At 31.5% G+C, this 19,390-nt stretch carries 16 protein-coding genes, 6 tRNA genes and 2 pseudogenes; 4 read left to right on the forward strand and 20 right to left on the reverse strand.

Translation table 11 applies throughout. From position 1 onward, the window contains the following. Positions 1-52: 52 nt before the first annotated feature. Together pgeF and rluD are read right to left on the reverse strand one after the other, a co-directional pair. Positions 53-805, reverse strand: a complete 753-nt coding sequence (gene pgeF / locus CF386_RS01555; RefSeq protein ID WP_089072750.1) for a peptidoglycan editing factor PgeF — start codon at positions 803-805, stop codon at positions 53-55. Beyond that, the gene (gene rluD / locus CF386_RS01560) at positions 795-1,757 is read right to left on the reverse strand and encodes a 23S rRNA pseudouridine(1911/1915/1917) synthase RluD (protein ID WP_089072751.1); all 963 of its coding nucleotides are present in this window, start codon (positions 1,755-1,757) and stop codon (positions 795-797) included. Before rluD ends, pgeF begins: the two co-directional genes overlap by 11 nt. Positions 1,758-1,881: 124 nt before the next feature. Between rluD and CF386_RS01565 the strand changes: the two genes are divergently transcribed. From CF386_RS01565 to pheA, 3 genes are all read left to right on the forward strand, one after another. Next, positions 1,882-2,619 (forward strand): outer membrane protein assembly factor BamD, encoded by a 738-nt coding sequence (locus CF386_RS01565; protein WP_089072752.1) that lies wholly within the window; start codon positions 1,882-1,884, stop codon positions 2,617-2,619. Positions 2,620-2,750: 131 nt separating this feature from the next. Then, a complete protein-coding gene (hpf, locus tag CF386_RS01570) occupies positions 2,751-3,119 on the forward strand; it encodes a ribosome hibernation-promoting factor, HPF/YfiA family (protein WP_089072753.1) in 369 nt (122 codons plus the stop codon). A 50-nt stretch (positions 3,120-3,169) separates the two neighbouring features. Next, positions 3,170-4,333: a prephenate dehydratase gene (gene pheA / locus CF386_RS01575; protein ID WP_089072754.1), complete on the forward strand. Its 1,164-nt coding sequence runs from the start codon at positions 3,170-3,172 to the stop codon at positions 4,331-4,333. A gap of 7 nt (positions 4,334-4,340) precedes the next feature. Here the strand turns inward: pheA and tyrA are convergent. The 7 genes and pseudogenes from tyrA to ffh form a co-directional block, all read right to left on the reverse strand. Further along, positions 4,341-5,454 (reverse strand): annotated as a pseudogene (gene tyrA, locus CF386_RS01580) (bifunctional chorismate mutase/prephenate dehydrogenase). A 19-nt stretch (positions 5,455-5,473) separates the two neighbouring features. Then, entirely contained in the window at positions 5,474-6,505 is a 1,032-nt protein-coding gene (locus tag CF386_RS01585; RefSeq protein WP_145955022.1) for a 3-deoxy-7-phosphoheptulonate synthase, read from the reverse strand. Between the two features lie 162 nt (positions 6,506-6,667). Beyond that, positions 6,668-7,018 (reverse strand): 50S ribosomal protein L19, encoded by a 351-nt coding sequence (rplS, locus tag CF386_RS01590; protein WP_089072755.1) that lies wholly within the window; start codon positions 7,016-7,018, stop codon positions 6,668-6,670. A 28-nt stretch (positions 7,019-7,046) separates the two neighbouring features. Continuing rightward, positions 7,047-7,814: a tRNA (guanosine(37)-N1)-methyltransferase TrmD gene (gene trmD, locus CF386_RS01595; protein WP_404824942.1), complete on the reverse strand. Its 768-nt coding sequence runs from the start codon at positions 7,812-7,814 to the stop codon at positions 7,047-7,049. An 11-nt stretch (positions 7,815-7,825) separates the two neighbouring features. After that, entirely contained in the window at positions 7,826-8,356 is a 531-nt protein-coding gene (gene rimM, locus CF386_RS01600; protein WP_089072756.1) for a ribosome maturation factor RimM, read from the reverse strand. A 27-nt stretch (positions 8,357-8,383) separates the two neighbouring features. Beyond that, positions 8,384-8,632 carry a 30S ribosomal protein S16 gene (gene rpsP, locus CF386_RS01605; RefSeq protein WP_089072757.1) on the reverse strand — a complete coding sequence of 83 codons (249 nt, stop codon included), beginning with the start codon at positions 8,630-8,632 and terminating at the stop codon, positions 8,384-8,386. 121 nt (positions 8,633-8,753) lie between these two features. Beyond that, positions 8,754-10,118 (reverse strand): signal recognition particle protein, encoded by a 1,365-nt coding sequence (gene ffh, locus CF386_RS01610; protein ID WP_089072758.1) that lies wholly within the window; start codon positions 10,116-10,118, stop codon positions 8,754-8,756. An 874-nt stretch (positions 10,119-10,992) separates the two neighbouring features. On the opposite strand from ffh, the gene CF386_RS01620 reads away from it, so the two are divergent. After that, positions 10,993-12,255, forward strand: a complete 1,263-nt coding sequence (locus CF386_RS01620; RefSeq protein ID WP_089072760.1) for an HlyC/CorC family transporter — start codon at positions 10,993-10,995, stop codon at positions 12,253-12,255. Between the two features lie 144 nt (positions 12,256-12,399). Here CF386_RS01620 and gshA read toward each other — a convergent pair whose 3' ends face one another. From gshA to CF386_RS01675, 11 genes and pseudogenes are all read right to left on the reverse strand, one after another. After that, positions 12,400-13,818, reverse strand: coding sequence for a glutamate--cysteine ligase (gene gshA / locus CF386_RS01625; RefSeq protein ID WP_089072761.1), 1,419 nt, complete (start codon positions 13,816-13,818; stop codon positions 12,400-12,402). 234 nt (positions 13,819-14,052) lie between these two features. Further along, positions 14,053-14,129, reverse strand: a tRNA-Arg gene (locus CF386_RS01630). Between the two features lie 19 nt (positions 14,130-14,148). Next, a tRNA-Arg gene (locus CF386_RS01635) sits at positions 14,149-14,225 on the reverse strand. Between the two features lie 8 nt (positions 14,226-14,233). Next, positions 14,234-14,325, reverse strand: a tRNA-Ser gene (locus CF386_RS01640). Positions 14,326-14,340: 15 nt separating this feature from the next. Further along, positions 14,341-14,417 (reverse strand) — tRNA-Arg (locus CF386_RS01645). Between the two features lie 9 nt (positions 14,418-14,426). Continuing rightward, positions 14,427-14,503 (reverse strand) — tRNA-Arg (locus tag CF386_RS01650). A gap of 8 nt (positions 14,504-14,511) precedes the next feature. Further along, positions 14,512-14,603 (reverse strand) — tRNA-Ser (locus CF386_RS01655). A gap of 93 nt (positions 14,604-14,696) precedes the next feature. Next, complete coding sequence (gene csrA / locus CF386_RS01660) at positions 14,697-14,891, reverse strand: carbon storage regulator CsrA (RefSeq protein WP_089072762.1); 195 nt, start codon at positions 14,889-14,891, stop codon at positions 14,697-14,699. Between the two features lie 101 nt (positions 14,892-14,992). Beyond that, a pseudogene (gene alaS / locus CF386_RS01665) lies at positions 14,993-17,628 on the reverse strand (alanine--tRNA ligase). Positions 17,629-17,730: 102 nt separating this feature from the next. Next, on the reverse strand, positions 17,731-18,771 hold the full coding sequence (gene recA, locus CF386_RS01670; protein WP_089072763.1) for a recombinase RecA: 1,041 nt from the start codon (positions 18,769-18,771) through the stop codon (positions 17,731-17,733). Between the two features lie 81 nt (positions 18,772-18,852). Beyond that, positions 18,853-19,347 (reverse strand): CinA family protein, encoded by a 495-nt coding sequence (locus tag CF386_RS01675; protein WP_089072764.1) that lies wholly within the window; start codon positions 19,345-19,347, stop codon positions 18,853-18,855. Positions 19,348-19,390: the final 43 nt, after the last annotated feature.

The raw sequence follows: 19,390 nt of genomic DNA on the forward strand, positions 1-19,390 counted from the left end.
TATTTATATACATATAGCTTAATTTGAAAAAAACAAGATTAAGATATTTACTTTATGAAATTTTTACAATACTACTAAAATGTCTACCACAAACATGATCTCTTCTATAAGAAAAAAAAGTTTCCCTATTTTCATAAGTACACATTCTACTTTGTTTAATTTTTTTAACCCCTGCCCTTAGCAAAAGTATTTCTGTCGAATATTGCATATCTACAAAGAACTTACCATTATTAAAAGATATAACTCTATCGTTATAGTTTGGAAACTTTTCTTCGAATAATTTAACAACATCATTCTTAACCTCAAAAAATTTCGAACTTATAGATGGACCAATCCATGCAATAATTTGATTTTTCGGTGAAGAAAAACACTCCAAAGTGTTTGCAATAACACCTGACAGCAAACCCCTCCATCCCGCATGACAAGCAGCTATCTCATTACCATCAATACTTGAAAGTAAGATTGGCACACAATCTGCTGTCATTACTGCACAAGGAACACCAATTAACTTTGTGTAAACCGCATCACCAAAATAATCCAACCCTAAATCGCTATGCTTATTCAATACCACAACTTTGTCGCTATGTTGCTGAGTTAGATTAATTGGTAAAACTAGATTTTTTGGGGATACAAATAATTTTTTTCTATTTCGGATAACATTTTGTCTATCATCACCCACATGAAAACCCACATTCATTGAATCATAAGGCTTTTGACTATATCCACCATTTCTTGTTGAAAAAAAAGCATCAACTTTTTTTGAATCAAAACAATCAGGTATAATTTTTATTCTATTATTCGCCAATTTTAAAGTCTTCTTCTAGTTCTTTTTTTAGCAACTTCATGTCATTAGGTAGTGGCGCTTTCCAGCTCATTTCTTCATTTGTAATAGGATGATTTAGTCTCAACATTCTCGCATGTAGAGCTTGTCTTGGAAAAGACTGTAAACAAGCTTTCAATGAACTTGAAATGTTCTTTGCTATTCTACGACGACCTCCATAAGCAGTATCCCCAATCAAGGGATGTGAAATATAAGACATATGCACTCTAATTTGATGAGTTCTACCAGTTTCTAGTCTTAAGATAATTCTCGAATGCGCACGATAATTTGTCGCTACCCTGAAATGAGTAATTGCTTGTTTACCATTTGCATTTACTGACATCAATGTTCTTTTTGAAGGATGTCTTCCAATAGGTTGATTCACTTGACCGCCTCCAACTAATGTCCCATTAACAAGAGCTTCATACTCTCTTGTAAAAAGTCGTTTTTGAAGCATATTGACCAGTTTTGTTTGTGCTTCAATAGTCTTAGCTACAACCATTAGACCTGTAGTGTCTTTATCTAGCCTATGTACAATACCAGCTCGAGGAACCAAGGAAAGCTCAGGATATCTGTATAGCAGAGCATTCAATACCGTTTTGTCAGGAGTACCTGCACCAGGATGCACAACAAAATTTTGAGGTTTATTGATCACTAAGATATGATCATCTTCCCACACAACATCTAAATAAATTTCCTGTGGCAACCACCTTTCTTGTTCTTCAATATGTGCATTAATCTCAACTGCTTCGCCGCCTTTTACCTTGCACTTTGGAGAAATAATTGTAACTCCATTTACTTTAATAAAACCAGATAAAATCCATTCTTTAATTCTATTACGGGAATAATCAGTAAAAATAGAGGACAAAGTGTGATCAAGTCTATTTCCATAAAAGTCAAAATCTATTGTTGTTTTTAATTCTATTTGCTTTAACATACTAACAACTTCATTAAATTTTTTTTATTATAACATAAATTAAATTTTAGTAACCTGAAAAGAGTTACGTGTTATAATAACAATAAGAATTTATTTAATATTAAATTAGGGATTACTGTTAATAATGAACGTATGTAAAAAAATTTTAATGCCTTTCTTATTCGCAATTATGCTTTCTAGCTGCACATCAACTGATAAAATAAGTCCAGATGCTCCACAATCTAAGCTGTTCAATGATGGTGTCAGCGAAATGAATAATGGAAACTATGCAAGCGCAATTAAAAATTTTGAATACATAGATTTAAATTATCCCTTCGGGATTTATTATGACCAAGTACAACTAAATTTAATCTTTTCATATTATCAGAACAGCCAATACAATTTAGCTGATGCACAAATCTTAAAGTATGAGCAACTTTCTCCAGAAAGCCCTCATTCAGACTGGGTTTTGTACATGCAGGGGCTTAACTATCAAGCTTTAAATACAAATTACGTTCAATACTTATTTAACGTGGATAATTCGGATAGAACCGATCAATATAAAATGAAAGCTTTTTTTGCCTACAAAAAACTTCTAACTCTCTACCCTAATAGCTTATATGCTAGAGACGCACAGCTCAGGATGATATTTATTAAAAATCAACTTGCCCAACATGAATACTCTATAGCAAATTATTACAATCAGAAAGGTGCTTGGATTTCTTCAATCAATCGAGCAAAGAAAATTCAAATTTTGTACTCTGATACAAAGTCTGCTAAAGAAGCAATAAATTTTCAAATTCAAGGTTATGATAAACTTAATTTAAATTCACAAAAAAAAGAATATCAAAAGCTTAAACAACTAAATGAAATAAAATCCTAACATAAGTAATCATGATGAATATTTATCCAAATAACCTGTATGGTTCATAATTGTGACAAATATCATTTTATTTTTTTACTAATCAAGTAATCTGGTAAACAGATTACTTCGTTGATTATAAGGAAAAGAATATGACAACTGAAATTACTGGTAAAAACTTTGAAAAAATATCTCCTGCAGTAAGAGAAAAAATTGACGAAAAATTTTCAAAATTAGAAAAGTTTAACGTCCCATTTATAAAAAACCACATTTTAATAGAAAAAGATTCTCATGGCGTTCACACTGTTGAAGTAACTTCATCGATTCCCGGTTCAACATTACAGGCCTCATCTTCGAAAGATAATCTTTATGCTTCTATTAATGACGCTTTTCATAAACTTGAGAGACAGCTAAACAAACATCAACATAAGTCAGAATCAAGACGTGTTTCCAATGGCGAGAAGGCAAAACAAATGGAAATAAATATAGAAAACAGAATCATTGAAGAAAGTGACTTGTAATATCTATAAATTTAGGTACTATTAATCCAAAATAGTGCCTAAATTTAATTATGATAAATACTAAACTTAAACTACTTAGAGATAAAATTAATTCTGTTGATTTAAAACTATTAGAACTGCTTTCTAGTCGAAGAAGTTTAAGTCAAAAAGTAGCCCAGCTTAAGATAAAATCTAATTTAGATATCAGGGACATTAAACAAGAGCATGCATTACTAAATAATCTAATTTCTAAAGGAAAAAATTTAAGTTTAGATTCGCACTACATCTCTAAGATATATAACTCTATAATTGAAGATTCAGTTCTAATACAACAATCCATGTTCCAAAATAAATATAGTTCAGAAAAGGTATCAGTTGTAAAAGTTGCTTATCTTGGTAAACAAGGTTCTTATTCTAGTGTTGCAGCACATTCTTATTTTAATAAAAAAAGCTTACGAACAGTTGATTTAAACTGCGATAACTTTAATGCTATTTTTCAAAATGTAGAAACTGGATGTGCCGATTATGGTATCGTACCAATTGAAAACTCTACTTCAGGCTCTATTAATCAAGTTTATGATCTCTTCAAAAACTCGCATTTAAATATTATTGGTGAAATATACATTGATATACCTCATACAATAATTACAAAACAAAAAATTTGTTTGAGTGAAATCAAGGAAATATATACACATCCACAGCCATATGAGCAATGTAGTAATTTTCTATCGCAGCTTAATGTAAAGTTTAAATTTTGTAATAGTTCAGCTGATGCTATTATCGAAGTAAAAAATAGCAAAAACCCTAATATTGCTGCAATTGGAAATACGCAATGTTGCGATCTCTATGACCTTTATCCTTTATTGCAGAATATCGCCAATCAAAAAAATAATATTACTCGCTTTCTTTTACTTTCAAGGAACAAAGAACCAGTAAGCCAACATATCCCAGCAAAAACATCCTTAATTTTGTCAACAAACAAAGAATGTGGTTCTTTAGCTGAATGTTTAAATATCTTTAAACAACTAGATATAAATATGACAAAAATAGAATCTAGACCAATCATAGGGAACCCATGGGAATACCTATTTTATATTGATGTAGAAGAAAATAGTGAGAGCTATAAATTCATAGAAGCAATCCAAAAGCTCAGAAAGATCACTAATTTTCATCAGATTTTGGGCTGTTATCCTAAAAGTGTTTACGAAAGCTCAAACACTTTTAAAATTAAGTAAATAAAATTTACTTTTGATTTCCTTGAATCAATAATCTTTTACTTTCTTTCATAAATTTTCTAGAAAAATCACCAAACCATTCAGACGTCTCTTTAAATTCGGCTTTAAAGTGTTCTCCTTTTTCTTTTTTAGATGTGAAAAATTTAATGAAAAATATTTCAGAAATTCATCAATAATATCTAAACTTTGTTCTGATGAAAAAACAATATCTTTATATAATGATGGATCCTGAGCAAATAAGCGACCAACCATAGTCAATTCCAAATTATAGATAGGAGAACTCAAATCTATTAATTTTTTTAAATTTACATCTTGATCTCTAAGAAAGTTACCATAAATAAATGACGTGAAATGCCTTAAAACCTGTATGTATTTCATATAATGGTCATGTTCATCCGCAGATATATCTACTATATTTGCTCCCCATATTATCAACTGATCAAGAAACCAGCGATAACTTTCTTTTTGACGGCCATTACAACATATTATTAATTGTTTAGCTAAATTTTTTATATCTGGCCCAAACATTGGGTGTAATCCTACTACAGGACCAGAGTGCTGAGCTAACATGGCAGCTAAAGGCTCTTTTTTTAAGGAAGTAAAGTCAGCTAAAATACAATCTTTAGGCAAAACAGGAATTTTGTTAATCACACTTTTTGTTAATGAAATAGGTACTGATACAATTACAAGTGCAGCATTCTTAAAGTAATCACTTGATGATGCCCAATCTTGTTTATCAACAGAAACAACTCGATATTTTGATGATTTAAATAATTTTAAAAATAAGCCCCCTAATTTGCCATTACCACCTACAATGACAATATATTTATTATTATCATTTAAACAATTAAATGAATGATTATTCTCTTTTGAATAAGAGTCCTGCATAATTCTCTTTATGATATCTTCAATTAAATCAGGGGAAATTTTTTTTGAAGAGCCATTTGTTTAAGACTTTTAAACATTTTTTTTTCTCTATCAGGTGAATAAATAGGAAGTCCCAATGTTTGTTTTATTTGGCCAATCTTCTCAACAGCCTTATATCTTTTAGATAATATATCTAATAGCTCAGAGTCACAATTATCAATCTCTTTTCTTAATGTATCAAGTTCACTACTCATAATAGTATTTCAACCATATTTATATTTCAGCAATTTTATATAATTGCTCTTCAGTTGTTTGCCAGTTTATACAGCCATCTGTTAACGACACGCCATATAATAGTTTATCTTTTGTTGTTATGGTTTGATTTCCTTCATTTAAATTACTTTCTATCATTAATCCAGTAATTGTGTTATTTCCTCTTTTTATTTGTTCAATAACATCATCAATAACCTTAGGTTGATTTTTATAATTTTTATATGAATTGGCATGACTGCAGTCTATCATAATAGAAGGATTTAATTTGTTTTTTAACATAAACTGCTCACACTCATTAACAAACTTTTCTTCATAGTTGGGGGTCACTCCACCTCTTAAAATTATATGTCCATCCTTATTACCAGATGTGGATAGTATCGCAACTTTACCTTGACTGTTAATTCCAAAAAATCTGTGCGGTGATGCTGCCGATTTCATCGCATTAATTGCAACATCAAGGCTGCCATCAGTACCATTTTTAAAACCAACAGGCATAGATAAACCGCTGGCCATTTCACGATGAGTCTGGGATTCTGTTGTCCTGGCACCGATAGCAGACCAAGAAATCAAATCATCAATGTACTGTGGTGTAATAGGATCTAGAGCTTCTGTTGCAATAGGCAAACCTATATTAGTAATATCAATCAATAATTTTCTTGCTATTTTAAGCCCCTTTTCCATGTCAAATGAGTCATCTAAATCAGGGTCATTTATTAAACCTTTCCAGCCAACAGTGGTCCTAGGTTTTTCAAAATATACACGCATTACAATAAAAATCTTGTCTTTTAATTTATCAGATAAATGCTTTAGCTTTTTTGCATAATCAAGAGCTGCTGATACGTCATGAATAGAACAAGGGCCACAAACTACCAAAAGTCTATTATCAATTTTATGAATGATATTGGAAATAGTTTTTCTTGAAGTATGTACAAAGTCATTATTTTGGATTGGATATATTTCTTTTAATTCATCTGGTGAAATTAATATACTTGCATTTTTAATGTGTATATCACTTAAAGAACTATTCACTATAAATTTCTCCATGTTTATAATAAAATTTTTTAATAAGTGAAATATTATAGTTTTAATAATCAACTATCAAATAATCGATAAAATTAAAGTGTAAACTTTACTTTACAAAAATTAACAAGTCCCTCCCAAAAAAAAGAGCTTTAAAAGCTCTTTCTTAGTATTTTATTTAGCAAGTTTTTCTTTAATTCTTGCCGCTTTACCAGAACGTTCTCTCAAATAATATAACTTTGAACGTCTAACCAAACCTTTTCTTTTGACCTCAATACTATCGACAATCGGTGAATGTGTTTGAAAAGTTCTTTCTACACCCTCTCCATTAGAAATCTTTCTAACAGTAAAAGCGGAATGCAGGCCTCTATTCCTTACAGCTATTACAACACCTTCAAAAGCCTGTAATCTCTCTCTCGTACCTTCTTTTACTTTAACTTTAACGGATACTGTATCACCCGGAGCAAAATTAGGTAAACTTTGTTTTAATTGTGCATTTTCTATATCTTTAATAATGTTACTCATAATTATTTCCTAGATTAAACTGAATATATTATTCATTCATTAAATTCTTTCGTTCTTCAATAAATTCTGAAAGAAGTTTTTCTTGTTTATCAGTCAGAGCTAGATTTTCCAGCAACTCTGGTCTTCGAAGCCAAGTTCTTCCCAATGACTGTTTTTGCCTCCAATCTAAAATCTTTTCGTGATTACCATTTAATAGTATATCTGGTACCGCTTTTCCATTATAAACTCTAGGTTTTGTATAATGAGGATAATCTAAAAGACCATTCTCAAATGAATCCTCTTCCACAGAGCATTTATCTCCTAATGCCCCAGGAATAAACCTTGTTACACTATCAATAATAACCATAGAAGCTAATTCACCACCTGTTAAAACATAGTCGCCTATTGACCACTCTTCATCAACAAATGTTTCAATAAATCGCTCATCAATACCTTCATATCTTCCACAAATTAAAATAATCTTATTATTATTTACAACTTTCTTAGATAAGACATTATTAAATTTCTTACCTTGTGGTGAAACATATACAACTAATGAATCATCTCCCAATTTTTTTTTTAAAAATTTTAAAGATTTTTCAAGTGGAGGAGCCATCATAAGCATACCAGGCCCGCCTCCAAATACTTTTTCATCAATAGTTTTTCTATTATCTTCAGCAAAATCTCTTGGATTTGAAAAGGTAATAGAAACTAAGTTATTGTTTATAGCTTTAGCGACTATTCCTGATTTCAGTATAGACTCAAACATTTCCGGGAAAATTGTTATAACACCTATATTCAATGGCTCATTCGTCATAACTCTTAGCCTTAAAAGCCTGGTTCCCAGTCAACTTCTATCTTATTGTCTTTACGACTAATAAATTTTATTACTTGCTCGTCAATAAATGGAATTAATCTTTCCTTTTTATTAAAAGCATCATTTACGTTAGCTTTTATTACCAGGACATCATTTGAACCAGTTTCTAAAATTTCAGAAACTTTACCTAAATGATAGTTTTTAGTAGTAAAAACATCCATACCTACTAGCTCAAGCCAATAAAACTCAGAGTTAGAAAGTGTTGGTAACGTATTAGAATTCACACCAATATTTAAATTAGAATAATATTGAACATCCTCTCGGACATCAATACCGCGTAATTTAACAATGTATGATTTCCCATGTTTTTTCCAATCTTCAAGGCACACAATGTTCCAATCATGATTAGATTGAATGTACCATGGATTGTACTTAAAAATATCTTCAGATACTTCAGTAAAAGAATGTAATTTTAACCAACCTTTAATCCCATAGGCAGAACCTAACTTACCCACAACAACTATACTATGTTGATCTTTCATGTCATTCTTTTCCATGATCAGATAAAATTAAGCATTATTTTGTGCATCTTTGATAAGTTTAGCTGCTCTGTCAGAAACAGTTGCACCTTCACTAACCCAGTGCATTACTCTATCAAGGTCTAAACGCAAACGTTCTTCTTTACCTTGAGCTAAAGGGTTAAAAAAACCAATCTTTTCAATGCTTCTGCCATCACGCTTAAAACGAGAATCTGCAACAACAATTTGATAAAATGGGCGTTTTTTTGCGCCATGACGCGCTAAACGAATGGTTACCATATCGTCCTCTTTACATCCAATAAATAAAAAAAAATATATCTTATACAAGATATACATACATTAAGCCATAGAATTTTACTATTAATAAAATTAAATGCAACTATATTTGATAAAAATAATACTAAAATCCTTGAAACTTATTGTTTGGCATCATGCCTTTCATACTTTTCATCATATTACGAATACCACCAGTTTGCATTTTTTTCATCATTTTTTGCATTTGGGTAAATTGCTTTAATAATTTGTTAACATCTTGGACACTGGTACCAGAACCAACAGCTATTCTTTTTTTACGAGAGCCTTTTATAATTTCTGGTTTTTGTCTTTCTTTTTTTGTCATTGAGCTAATAATAACCTCCATTTTAATAAAAGTATTATCATCGACTTGATCTTTCACATGATCTGGTAAGTTCGCAGCACCCGGCAACTTAGAAAGCATACCAGTCATTCCACCCATTTTTTTCATTTGTCCAAGTTGCTCAACAAAATCATCCAAATCAAAACTTTTTTTCGACTTAATTTTTTTCGCAAGTTTAGATGCTTTATCTTTATCAACGTTTTTTTCAATATCTTCTATTAAAGAAAGAACGTCGCCCATCCCTAAGATCCTTGACGCAATCCTGTCTGGATAAAAAGGTTCCAATCCATTTATTTTTTCTGATACACCTAAAAACTTGATTGGTTTACCAGTAATTTCTTTTACTGAAAGAGCTGCCCCACCACGAGTATCCCCATCAATTTTAGTGAGTATAACTCCAGATAAAGGAAGTAAGTCATTAAAAGCCTTAGCTGTATTTGCAGCATCTTGTCCGGTCATTGAATCAACAACAAAAAGAGTTTCAATCGGATTTGATTCTTTATGTATGAGCGAAATTTCACTCATCATATCTTCATCAACATGAAGTCTACCAGCAGTATCAATTATTAGAACATCGTAAAATTTTAACTTGGCCTGTTTTATTGCTTTTTGTGTAATATCAATTGGAGATTCATTAATATTTGAGCTAAAAAAATCAACTTTTATCTCATTTGCTAAGGTTTCTAATTGTTTAATAGCAGCAGGACGATATACATCTGTTGATACCAATAAAACTTTCTTTTTATCATTTTTTTCAATAAATGCAGCTAATTTTGCAGCAGTAGTTGTCTTCCCCGCACCCTGAAGCCCCGCCATTAAAATAACTGCTGGTGGTTGAGTAGATAAGTTAAGAGACTCATTTGATTCTCCCATAACTTCTTCTAACTCTTTTTGGACTATTTTAATAAACTCTTGACCAGGAGATAAACTTTTAGAAACCTCTAGACCAACAGCTTTTTCTTTAACTTTTTTAATAAAATTTCTGACTACTTCAAGAGCAACGTCTGCCTCTAAAAGGGCCATTCTGACCTCACGTAAAGAACTTTTGATATTTTCTTCTGTGAGACGACCTTTACCACTTATATTTTTAAGTGTTCTTGAAAGACGATCTGTTAAATTATTAAACATTATTTTTTTCTCTATATTAAATATTTAATTATCGAAATTAGAAAAAAAAGAAAAATTCATTTATAATAAATTTTAACTAAAATGCTGATATATTACTTATGATTTCAGTTTCTATTATTTCTATTTTATGCTATTTAATTTCTATTAAATTCATGTATGCTAATACACAAAAAAACTCCACTTATACCAGTTTTAATATTTTTTTAAGTTTAGCTTACATTTTTCATGCACTAGCAATTGGTTTTTCGATTATATCTCAATCAATATTAAATCTAAACCTTTTTGATTTAACGTCTTTAACAATTTTAACGATAACGTTAATTTTAAACAGATTAAGTTCTAGTAAAAATCTAGAACTTCTCGTTAAAACAACTAATATCATTAGCCTTATTTCTCTAATTTTACTTTTATTCTTTAAAATACCCCTTGTTGAAAATAAGTCTATAAGTCTAATTTTTATAATTCATTTTCTTTTAGGTCTCATTAGTTATTCTTTTATGTTACTTGCACTAATATATAACTTTTTATACAGAATTGTTTATAAAAAACTTAAAAATAAAAATATTTATTTCAAAACCAATAGCCCTTCTTTACAAAAGCTTCATGAACAACAATTATTATTAATAAAACTGGGTTATTTATTTTTAATTTTCACACTGTTGAGTTCATTCCAACCTAAATTTCTAAGCTTTGAACTTATTAGTTACACAAATCTGATACTGTCTATAATTATATTTATAATTTATTCACTACTTTTATTATTTAATCTCTGTAAAATTTTAAAAAGCAAGTATATAGATTATGTTAATTTATTAGGTATAATCTTAATGACTTATATTTACTTTTTTCACCATAGTTAAGTGAGGAATTCTCTTTGGAAGAAATAGGCTCAATTGTTTTAATAATAAGTTTAATTATTTTGATATTTATTTCTGCTTTTTTTTCTGGCTCAGAAACTGGGTTAATGTCTGTAAATAAATATAAATTACGTCATCTTGCAAATAAAGGTAATAAGCATGCAAAACGTGCAGAAAAGCTAATAAAAAGACCAGATAGACTTTTGAGCCTAATTTTAATAGGTAATCTTTTCGCGAATAACCTTGCAGCGTCTATTGCAACTATATTTGGACAAAGATTTGGTGGCTGGTGGGATACTGGTGCTGTAATGATTCTAACAATTTTGGTATTAGTCTTTTCAGAAGTTATTCCTAAAACAATTGCAGCAGTATATTCTGAAAAAGTATCATTTATAAGCAGTTTTGTACTCAAATATCTAATGTTTATCTTTTATCCTCTAGTTTGGCTACTTAATAATTTTTCTATTTTAGTATTGAAAACTTTTGGGCTGCGAGTAAATAACAATGATGAACACCATTTAAGTACTGATGAATTAAGAACTGTGGTCAATGAGGCCGGAGCATTAATCCCAAAACGACATCAAAACATGTTAGTTTCAATTTTAGATCTTGAAAATGTTACTGTTGATGAAATTATGATACCAAGGAATGAGCTTACAGGAATAGATATTAATGATGACTGGAAATCTATAGTACGACAATTAACCCACTCAGCGCATAGTCGTATAGTACTTTACAGGGACCAAATTGATGAAGTTGTGGGTATGCTCAGAGTTAAAGAAGCCTACAGACTCATGATCGAAAAAAATGAGTTTAATAAAGAAACACTTTTGAGAGCTGCCGATGAAATTTACTTTATACCTGAAGGTACTCCCTTAAATACTCAACTTCTTAAATTTCAGAGAAACAAAGAGAGAATTGGCCTAATAGTTGACGAATATGGTGATATAATTGGTCTTGTTACATTGGAAGATATTTTAGAAGAAATTGTTGGTGAGTTTACAACATCCATTTCTTCAAACTTATCAGAAGAGATAACACCTCAAAAAGATGGCAGCTTTATTATAGAAGGTGGTGTTAATCTAAGAGAACTTAATAAAAATTTAATTTGGAATTTACCTAATGATGGCCCCAGAACACTAAATGGTCTCATTCTCGAGCATATAGAAGATATTCCCGAAGCAGGAAGAACAATAAAAATTTCAAATTATCAAATTGAGGTTATCGATGTATCAAAGAATAGGATTAATTTAGTGAAAGTTAAAAGGTTGAGAAAGTAGATTTAGATATTGAACTTGATATAAAAAAGCTTATTAATTAAAATTTAAATTGTATACGTAAATATATAAAATTGAAGATAGCATGAAGATGTAATTAAAAACCAAACTTCATGCAATCAAATTGTAAATTCGAAAAGAATAATACTAATTAAAGTAGTTTTTCAAAAAAGTAGAAAATTTTTCTTGGCTTAACGATTCTAATTTTCTTTGTCTTGTTAAAGATTCACTTACTTCCAATTGAAAAGTTTTTTCATCCAAATTATTAAATTTTGCTTTTTCCAAGTCTGCTTTATGATCCCTTGCTAAGGATAAGCCAAGCTCTTTAATGTTTGAAACCTCAAAAAGCCTATCAAGAAACTTTCCAGACAAAGTTAGCGAAGTGTCTTCAATTTGCTTCTTAAAAAAATTTAAATTCTCTTGGTAAAGATTAATAGAGTTATTTAAATCAAACAATTTTGCAACTTTATATAACTGCTCAAAAATTTGACTCAACCACTCTTTCAATTTTTTTTCTTTTGAGCCGTGTAATAATTGCAAATTATTTTTTCTTCCTTCAAGTATTACTCTACTCCAATTTGTTTTTATCTTTGCTTCTTCCTCACTACTTATTTCATGTGAATCTTCTAATGCTAACCATGTTAGAAATACATCTAGAAATAGAACTTGTTCTTTGCTTATACCAATAGGAGAAAATGGATTAACATCTAAAGATCGAATCTCAATATATTCAACCCCTCTATGGTTTAGAGCCTCAAGTGGCTTTTCATTTGGGTTAGTTACCCTTTTAGGCCTGATTGGAGCATAATGTTCGTTTTCTATTTGTAAAATATTGTCATTAAGCTGGTTCGGTTGTTCTTCATCTCCATAGCTAATATTAGAATATATTGAAGATTTTGTATTCATAGCCTTAGTTATTGAGGTAATATATTCTTGAAGAGAGTTATACGATGTTTTAATTAGGCCTTGTTCATTACTATCAGTATACCCTAAGTCACTTAATCTTAGAGAGGTTGCCCAAGGAAGATAACAATTCGAATGGTTATAAGTATTAAAGTCATATTTTCTACATGATGAATTATCAATAAAGGATTTACAGATAGCTGGAGATGCACCAAAAAAATAAGGTATTATCCAGCCATATCTCAAATAGTTTCGAATTAATGCAAAATAAAAATCTGATTTCTGATGTGCAAAATTTTTAGAATCTATATTGTAAATACATTTCCAAAACTCATCTGGAAACGAAAAATTATAGTGTACACCCGCAATAATTTGCATCAAACTACCATATCTATGCTTGAGCCCAAGTCTATATGTCGACTTCATTTTCGCAATATTTGAAGTTCCATAAGAAGCAATTTTGATATCATCCTCATTTCCAACATAGCATGGCATTGACATTGGCCACAAGTATTCTCCTGGTAAGTTTAAATAGGTAAATTTATGGATATCTGTAAGTTGATGAATTGTTTCATTAGTTTTTTTTGATACTGGTGTTATAAATTCAAGCAAAGACTCGCTATAGTCAGTTGTAATAAATCTATTTGTTAATGCTGAGCCCAATTTTCAGAATGTAAGGTTTTAGACAAGGATCCGTTTCCGTCGATTCTCAGAGCTTCCCTCTCTATCCCTCGAGAGATTTGACATAGTACACTTGGATTGCGCCCAATTGATTCTAATTTCAAATTAAAGTTACTCAAAGTATTTCTCTGTTTATTCTAAGTTGTATACTTATCATAACGAATTAATTACGATAAACAACTAATTTATAAATATTATTTAATCTGGTTGCTTGATTGGCGCGCCCTGCAGGATTCGAACCTGCGACCACCTGGTTCGAAGCCAGGTACTCTATCCAGCTGAGCTAAGAGCGCTTTAAAAGCATATTGTAGATGGCGCGCTCGGGAGGATTCGAACCTCCGACCGCCTGGTTCGTAGCCAGGTACTCTATCCAGCTGAGCTACGAGCGCACTTTTGATGGCGGTGAGGGAGGGATTCGAACCCTCGATACGGGACAAACCGTATACTCCCTTAGCAGGGGAGCGCCTTCAGCCACTCGGCCACCTCACCGAAATAATATAAATATGGCGCGTCCGGGAGGATTCGAACCTCCGACCGCCTGGTTCGTAGCCAGGTACTCTATCCAGCTGAGCTACGGACGCTAATAAGAATGGCGCGCTCGGGAGGATTCGAACCTCCGACCGCCTGGTTCGTAGCCAGGTACTCTATCCAGCTGAGCTACGAGCGCACTTTTAATGGCGGTGAGGGAGGGATTCGAACCCTCGATACGGGACAAACCGTATACTCCCTTAGCAGGGGAGCGCCTTCAGCCACTCGGCCACCTCACCACATCAATGGAAATTTATAATACTAGGGTAATAAAATAAGTCAATCTGTTTGTTCATTTTTTTTTTTAAATGCTGAATTTACGACCAAAAAAATTAAAACTCGTCATTTCGTTCCTCTGCATCTTTCTCTGATTGTATTCTCATATAAATTTCTTCACGATGAACAGATACTTCTTTAGGAGCATTAACACCAATTCTTACTTGATTACCTTTTACTCCTAAAACAGTTACAGTTACTTCATCTCCAATCATCAAGGTCTCACCGACTCGTCTTGTCAAAATTAACATCCATAATCTCCTTAGAGTTTTAATATTTTCACATCACATTCAAAATAGTTGCTCATTTTATCTTAAATATCCAGTTTTAGTAAATAAATTTAATAATAAATTCAATTTAGAGAATTAATGCTTTTCTCAACATAAACTGGAATAGACAAAAGCGCATCCTTAAGTGAAGCAAGATCTGTACCACCTGCTTGAGCGAAATCAGGTCTTCCTCCACCTTTGCCACCTATTTTTTCGGAAACATAGCGGACAATATCACCAGCTTTAATAATTTGAGTTATGTTATTTGATACCCCCGCTACCAGTGAGATTTTGCCAGAGTTAACGCATGCTAATACCACCACTACTTTATTGACCTCATTTTTTATATCGTCAACAAGCTGTTTTAAACTTTTAGAACTAACACTTCCCAAATTTGATACCACCAACGAGATATCACCATATTTTACTGCATTCGAAATCAAAGATGACTTCTCATTGAGTACTTTTGCCTCGTTTAATTGACTAACTTCTTTTTCTAAACTTCTGTTTCTCTTCAATAAAGTTGAGACTTTATCAAAAATTGTATTTTCATCTACTTTAAGCTCGTTACTTATTCGAGATATAACTGTGGAGTTCTCTTGTATATGTTTCAAAGCAAATTCACCTGTACTTGCTTCTATTCTTCTTATTCCTGAAGCAATTCCACTCTCTGATAATATTTTAAATAACCCAATATCTCCCGTTCTTTGAACATGTGTGCCTCCGCAAAGCTCTACTGAGAAGTCATTAATAGATAGTACTCTAACTTCTTCTTCATATTTTTCTCCGAATAAAGCTAACGCGCCTTTCTTTTTAGCATCATCGATATTCATTAATTCAGTTGAAACCTTGATATTTTTCCTAATCACATTATTTACTATGTCTTCAACTTTCAAAAGTTGTTCATTATCAAGACTAGTATCTGATGAAAAGTCAAATCGAAGCATGTCTTCCTTTACTAAAGAGCCTTTTTGGTTAACAGTATCTCCAATCACTTGTTTAAGAGCACTGTGAAGTAAATGTGTTGCAGTATGGTTGAGTCTAATATTATTTCTATGTTTCACATCAATTTCAGCTATTACTTTTTCATGTTTATTAACTACTCCTGATGCAATCACTCCCTTATGGAGATATATGTTGCCGATTTTTTGAGTATCTGAAACTATAAAACAGTTATCTTTTCCTCTAATAGTACCGGTATCTCCAACTTGGCCGCCTGATTCAGCATAGAAAGGCGTTTCTAATAAAACTAAGTAGGCTTCTTTACCACTTGATAAACTATCCAAGCGATTCATATCAATATCAAAGATTTCTTTCACTTCTGTTTCTAAAAGATCTTGTTCATACCCATGAAATATACTCTTTCCTTCAATGATTGAAGTACTATCTAAATTTACATTAAATTTACCTTGATTTTTTGCTCGTTTTTTTTGTATATCCATCAACTCATTAAATCTGTGCTCTTCAACCTCTAACCCTTTTTCTCTCAAAACATCAAAGGTTAAGTCTAAAGGGAACCCATAAGTATCATATAATTTAAATGCAACATCACCACTTAAGTTATCACCAGAAGATAATTTATCCATTTCATTTTGAGAAGTAATAAACCTCTATCCAATGTTTTTTCAAAGTTTTCTTCTTCTCTTTTTATTATTGATTCGATTTTCTTTTTTTGATGGATAATATCTTTTGCAACATCGCTCATAACGTCAATAACACTTTGGACTAATTTAAATAAAAATGCCTCTTTAGCACCTAACTTATGTCCATGACGAAAAGCTCTTCTAATGATTCTTCTTAAAACATATCCTCTTCCCTCATTAGATGGAGTGACACCATCGGAAATAAGAAATGTAATTGATCTGATATGATCAGCTATCACTTTTAGAGAGTTATGTTCAAAGCTTTGAAGCCCTAGAGTTCTTCCCGATTTTTCGATTAACTCTCTAAAAATGTCTATTTCATAATTAGAATGAACACCCTGTAATATTGCGGACAACCTCTCTAAACCCATACCTGTATCAACAGATGGTTTAGGGAGATTCGTCATCTCTCCTTTTGAGCTTCGATTATATTGCATAAAAACAATATTCCAAATTTCAATGTATCTATCGCCATCTTCATCTTTTGTTCCTGGTTTATCTCCAAATACTGATGGCCCGTGATCATAGAATATTTCTGTAGATGGACCACATGGCCCCGTATCTCCCATTTGCCAGAAATTATCAGATATATATTTAGAGCCCTTATCTCCTATTTTAATAATTTTATCTTTACTAAGCCCAATATTATTATGCCAAATATCATATGCCTCTTGATCATCATGATAGACAGTAACTAATAATTTTTCTTCTGGCAATTTTAATTCAATTGTTAAAAAATTCCAGGCAAGTTTAATGGCTTCTTCTTTAAAGTAATCGCCAAAACTAAAATTACCCATCATTTCAAAAAATGTATGGTGTCTTGCGGTGAAGCCAACATTTTCAAGATCGTTATGCTTTCCTCCTGCTCTAACACAACGCTGAGCTGAAGTGGCTTTTGAGTAGTTTCGAGACTCTTTTCCTAAAAATACATCTTTAAATTGATTCATTCCTGCATTAGTAAATAAAAGAGAAGGATCATTCTGAGGAACTAAAGATGAACTTGATACTTTGGTATGTCCTTCTTTTTCAAAAAAGGATAAAAACTTTTTTCTTAAGTTATTTGTGCTAATTGTCATGAGAGTTATATTAATTTATAAAATATTATAAATTAATATAACAGAAAAATAGTGCACTTTAAATTAAGAATTTAACTCATGTAAATATGAATTAAACTCTACCTAAAGATTAATATTTGTTACATTATCAGGACTTTCATTTTCATCAGAAGTTATTCCAGCCAATAATTCATTTCGTAAAGACAATTCTATTTCATTAGCAATAGCGGAGTTTTCTTTGAGAAAATTAACTGCATTTGCTTTGCCTTGGCCTATTTTGCTTCCTTGATAACTATACCATGCACCTGATTTTTCAATAAGTTTTTGTTGCACGCCAAGATCTATTAACTCACCATACAAATTTATACCTTTCCCATATAAGATTTGGAACTCAGCTTGTTTAAAAGGTGCTGCTATCTTATTTTTAACTACTTTTACACGTGTTTCGTTACCAACTATTTCATCGCCATTTTTAATAGCACCCGTTCTTCTAATATCTAGCCGTACAGAAGCGTAAAATTTTAGTGCATTTCCTCCTGTAGTTGTTTCTGGACTACCAAACATTACGCCTATTTTCATTCGTATTTGGTTGATAAAAATCATTAATGTATTAGAAGCTTTTAAATTACTGGTTAATTTTCTCATCGCCTGGGACAACATTCTAGCTTGAAGTCCCATATGAGCATCTCCCATATCTCCTTCAATCTCTGCCTTAGGTGTCAACGCCGCCACCGAATCAACTACAATAACATCTACAGCACCTGATCTAGTCAATGCATCAGCTATTTCTAAAGCTTGTTCACCCGTGTCGGGTTGAGAAACTAATAAATTTTCAATGTCTACTCCAACTTTACCTGCATATAAAGGGTCTAGCGCATGTTCAGCATCAATAAAAGCACAAGTTTTACCTTCTTTTTGTGCTTCAGCAATAACCTGCAAAGTTAAGGTTGTTTTCCCTGAAGATTCTGGTCCATATATTTCAACAATTCTACCGTACGGAAGACCACCAGCACCAAGCGCAATATCTAAAGACAATGAACCAGTTGAAACAGTTTCAATATCCATGGTTTTGTTATCACCCAACCTCATGATTGAGCCTTTGCCAAATTGCTTATCAATTTGACTTAGTGCTGCCTCTAAAGCTTTTTGTTTGTTCTCGTTCATTGTTATTTATTCCTAATAATAAAACTTTTATTTAAATACATTATACTGTTTATTTGTACAGTTTCCAGTAATTTGTAAATACTAAGTAATAAATTCATACAAAAAAGTTAGACCATAAAAAATTGATTGAATTCTAACTTGTTCTCTACTTCCCATAAAAAGAGTATGTTTATACTTACGCTCACCTAAATCATTACTTAAACCAAAGTATACAGTTCCAGTTGGTTTAAAAGCAGTTCCTCCAGACGGACCTGCGATTCCTGTAACAGATAAAGCAATATTTGAATTTGTTTTTGCCTGCCCATTTTTAGCCATTTGCATTGCAACTTCTTGACTAACAGCTCCATATTTTAGAATATAATCAGGTTGAATTCCCAAAATACAAGATTTTGCTTCATTTGAATATGTTACCAGAGAAGAGTGAAGCCAAGAAGATGAGCCTGGTTGTTTTGTCATATAGTAACCAATACCACCACCAGTACAAGATTCAACTACTGTTAATGTTTTTTTGTTCATCGTCAAAACTTTACTGAGACTTTTTACTAAGTTTAGAATTTGAGCCTCATCTACATTCATAATATAGATCCAATTTAAAATTATTTAATTGTATAATATATTT

It is taken from the genome of Paraphotobacterium marinum (genome assembly GCF_002216855.1).
Lineage (GTDB): Bacteria > Pseudomonadota > Gammaproteobacteria > Enterobacterales > Vibrionaceae > Paraphotobacterium > Paraphotobacterium marinum.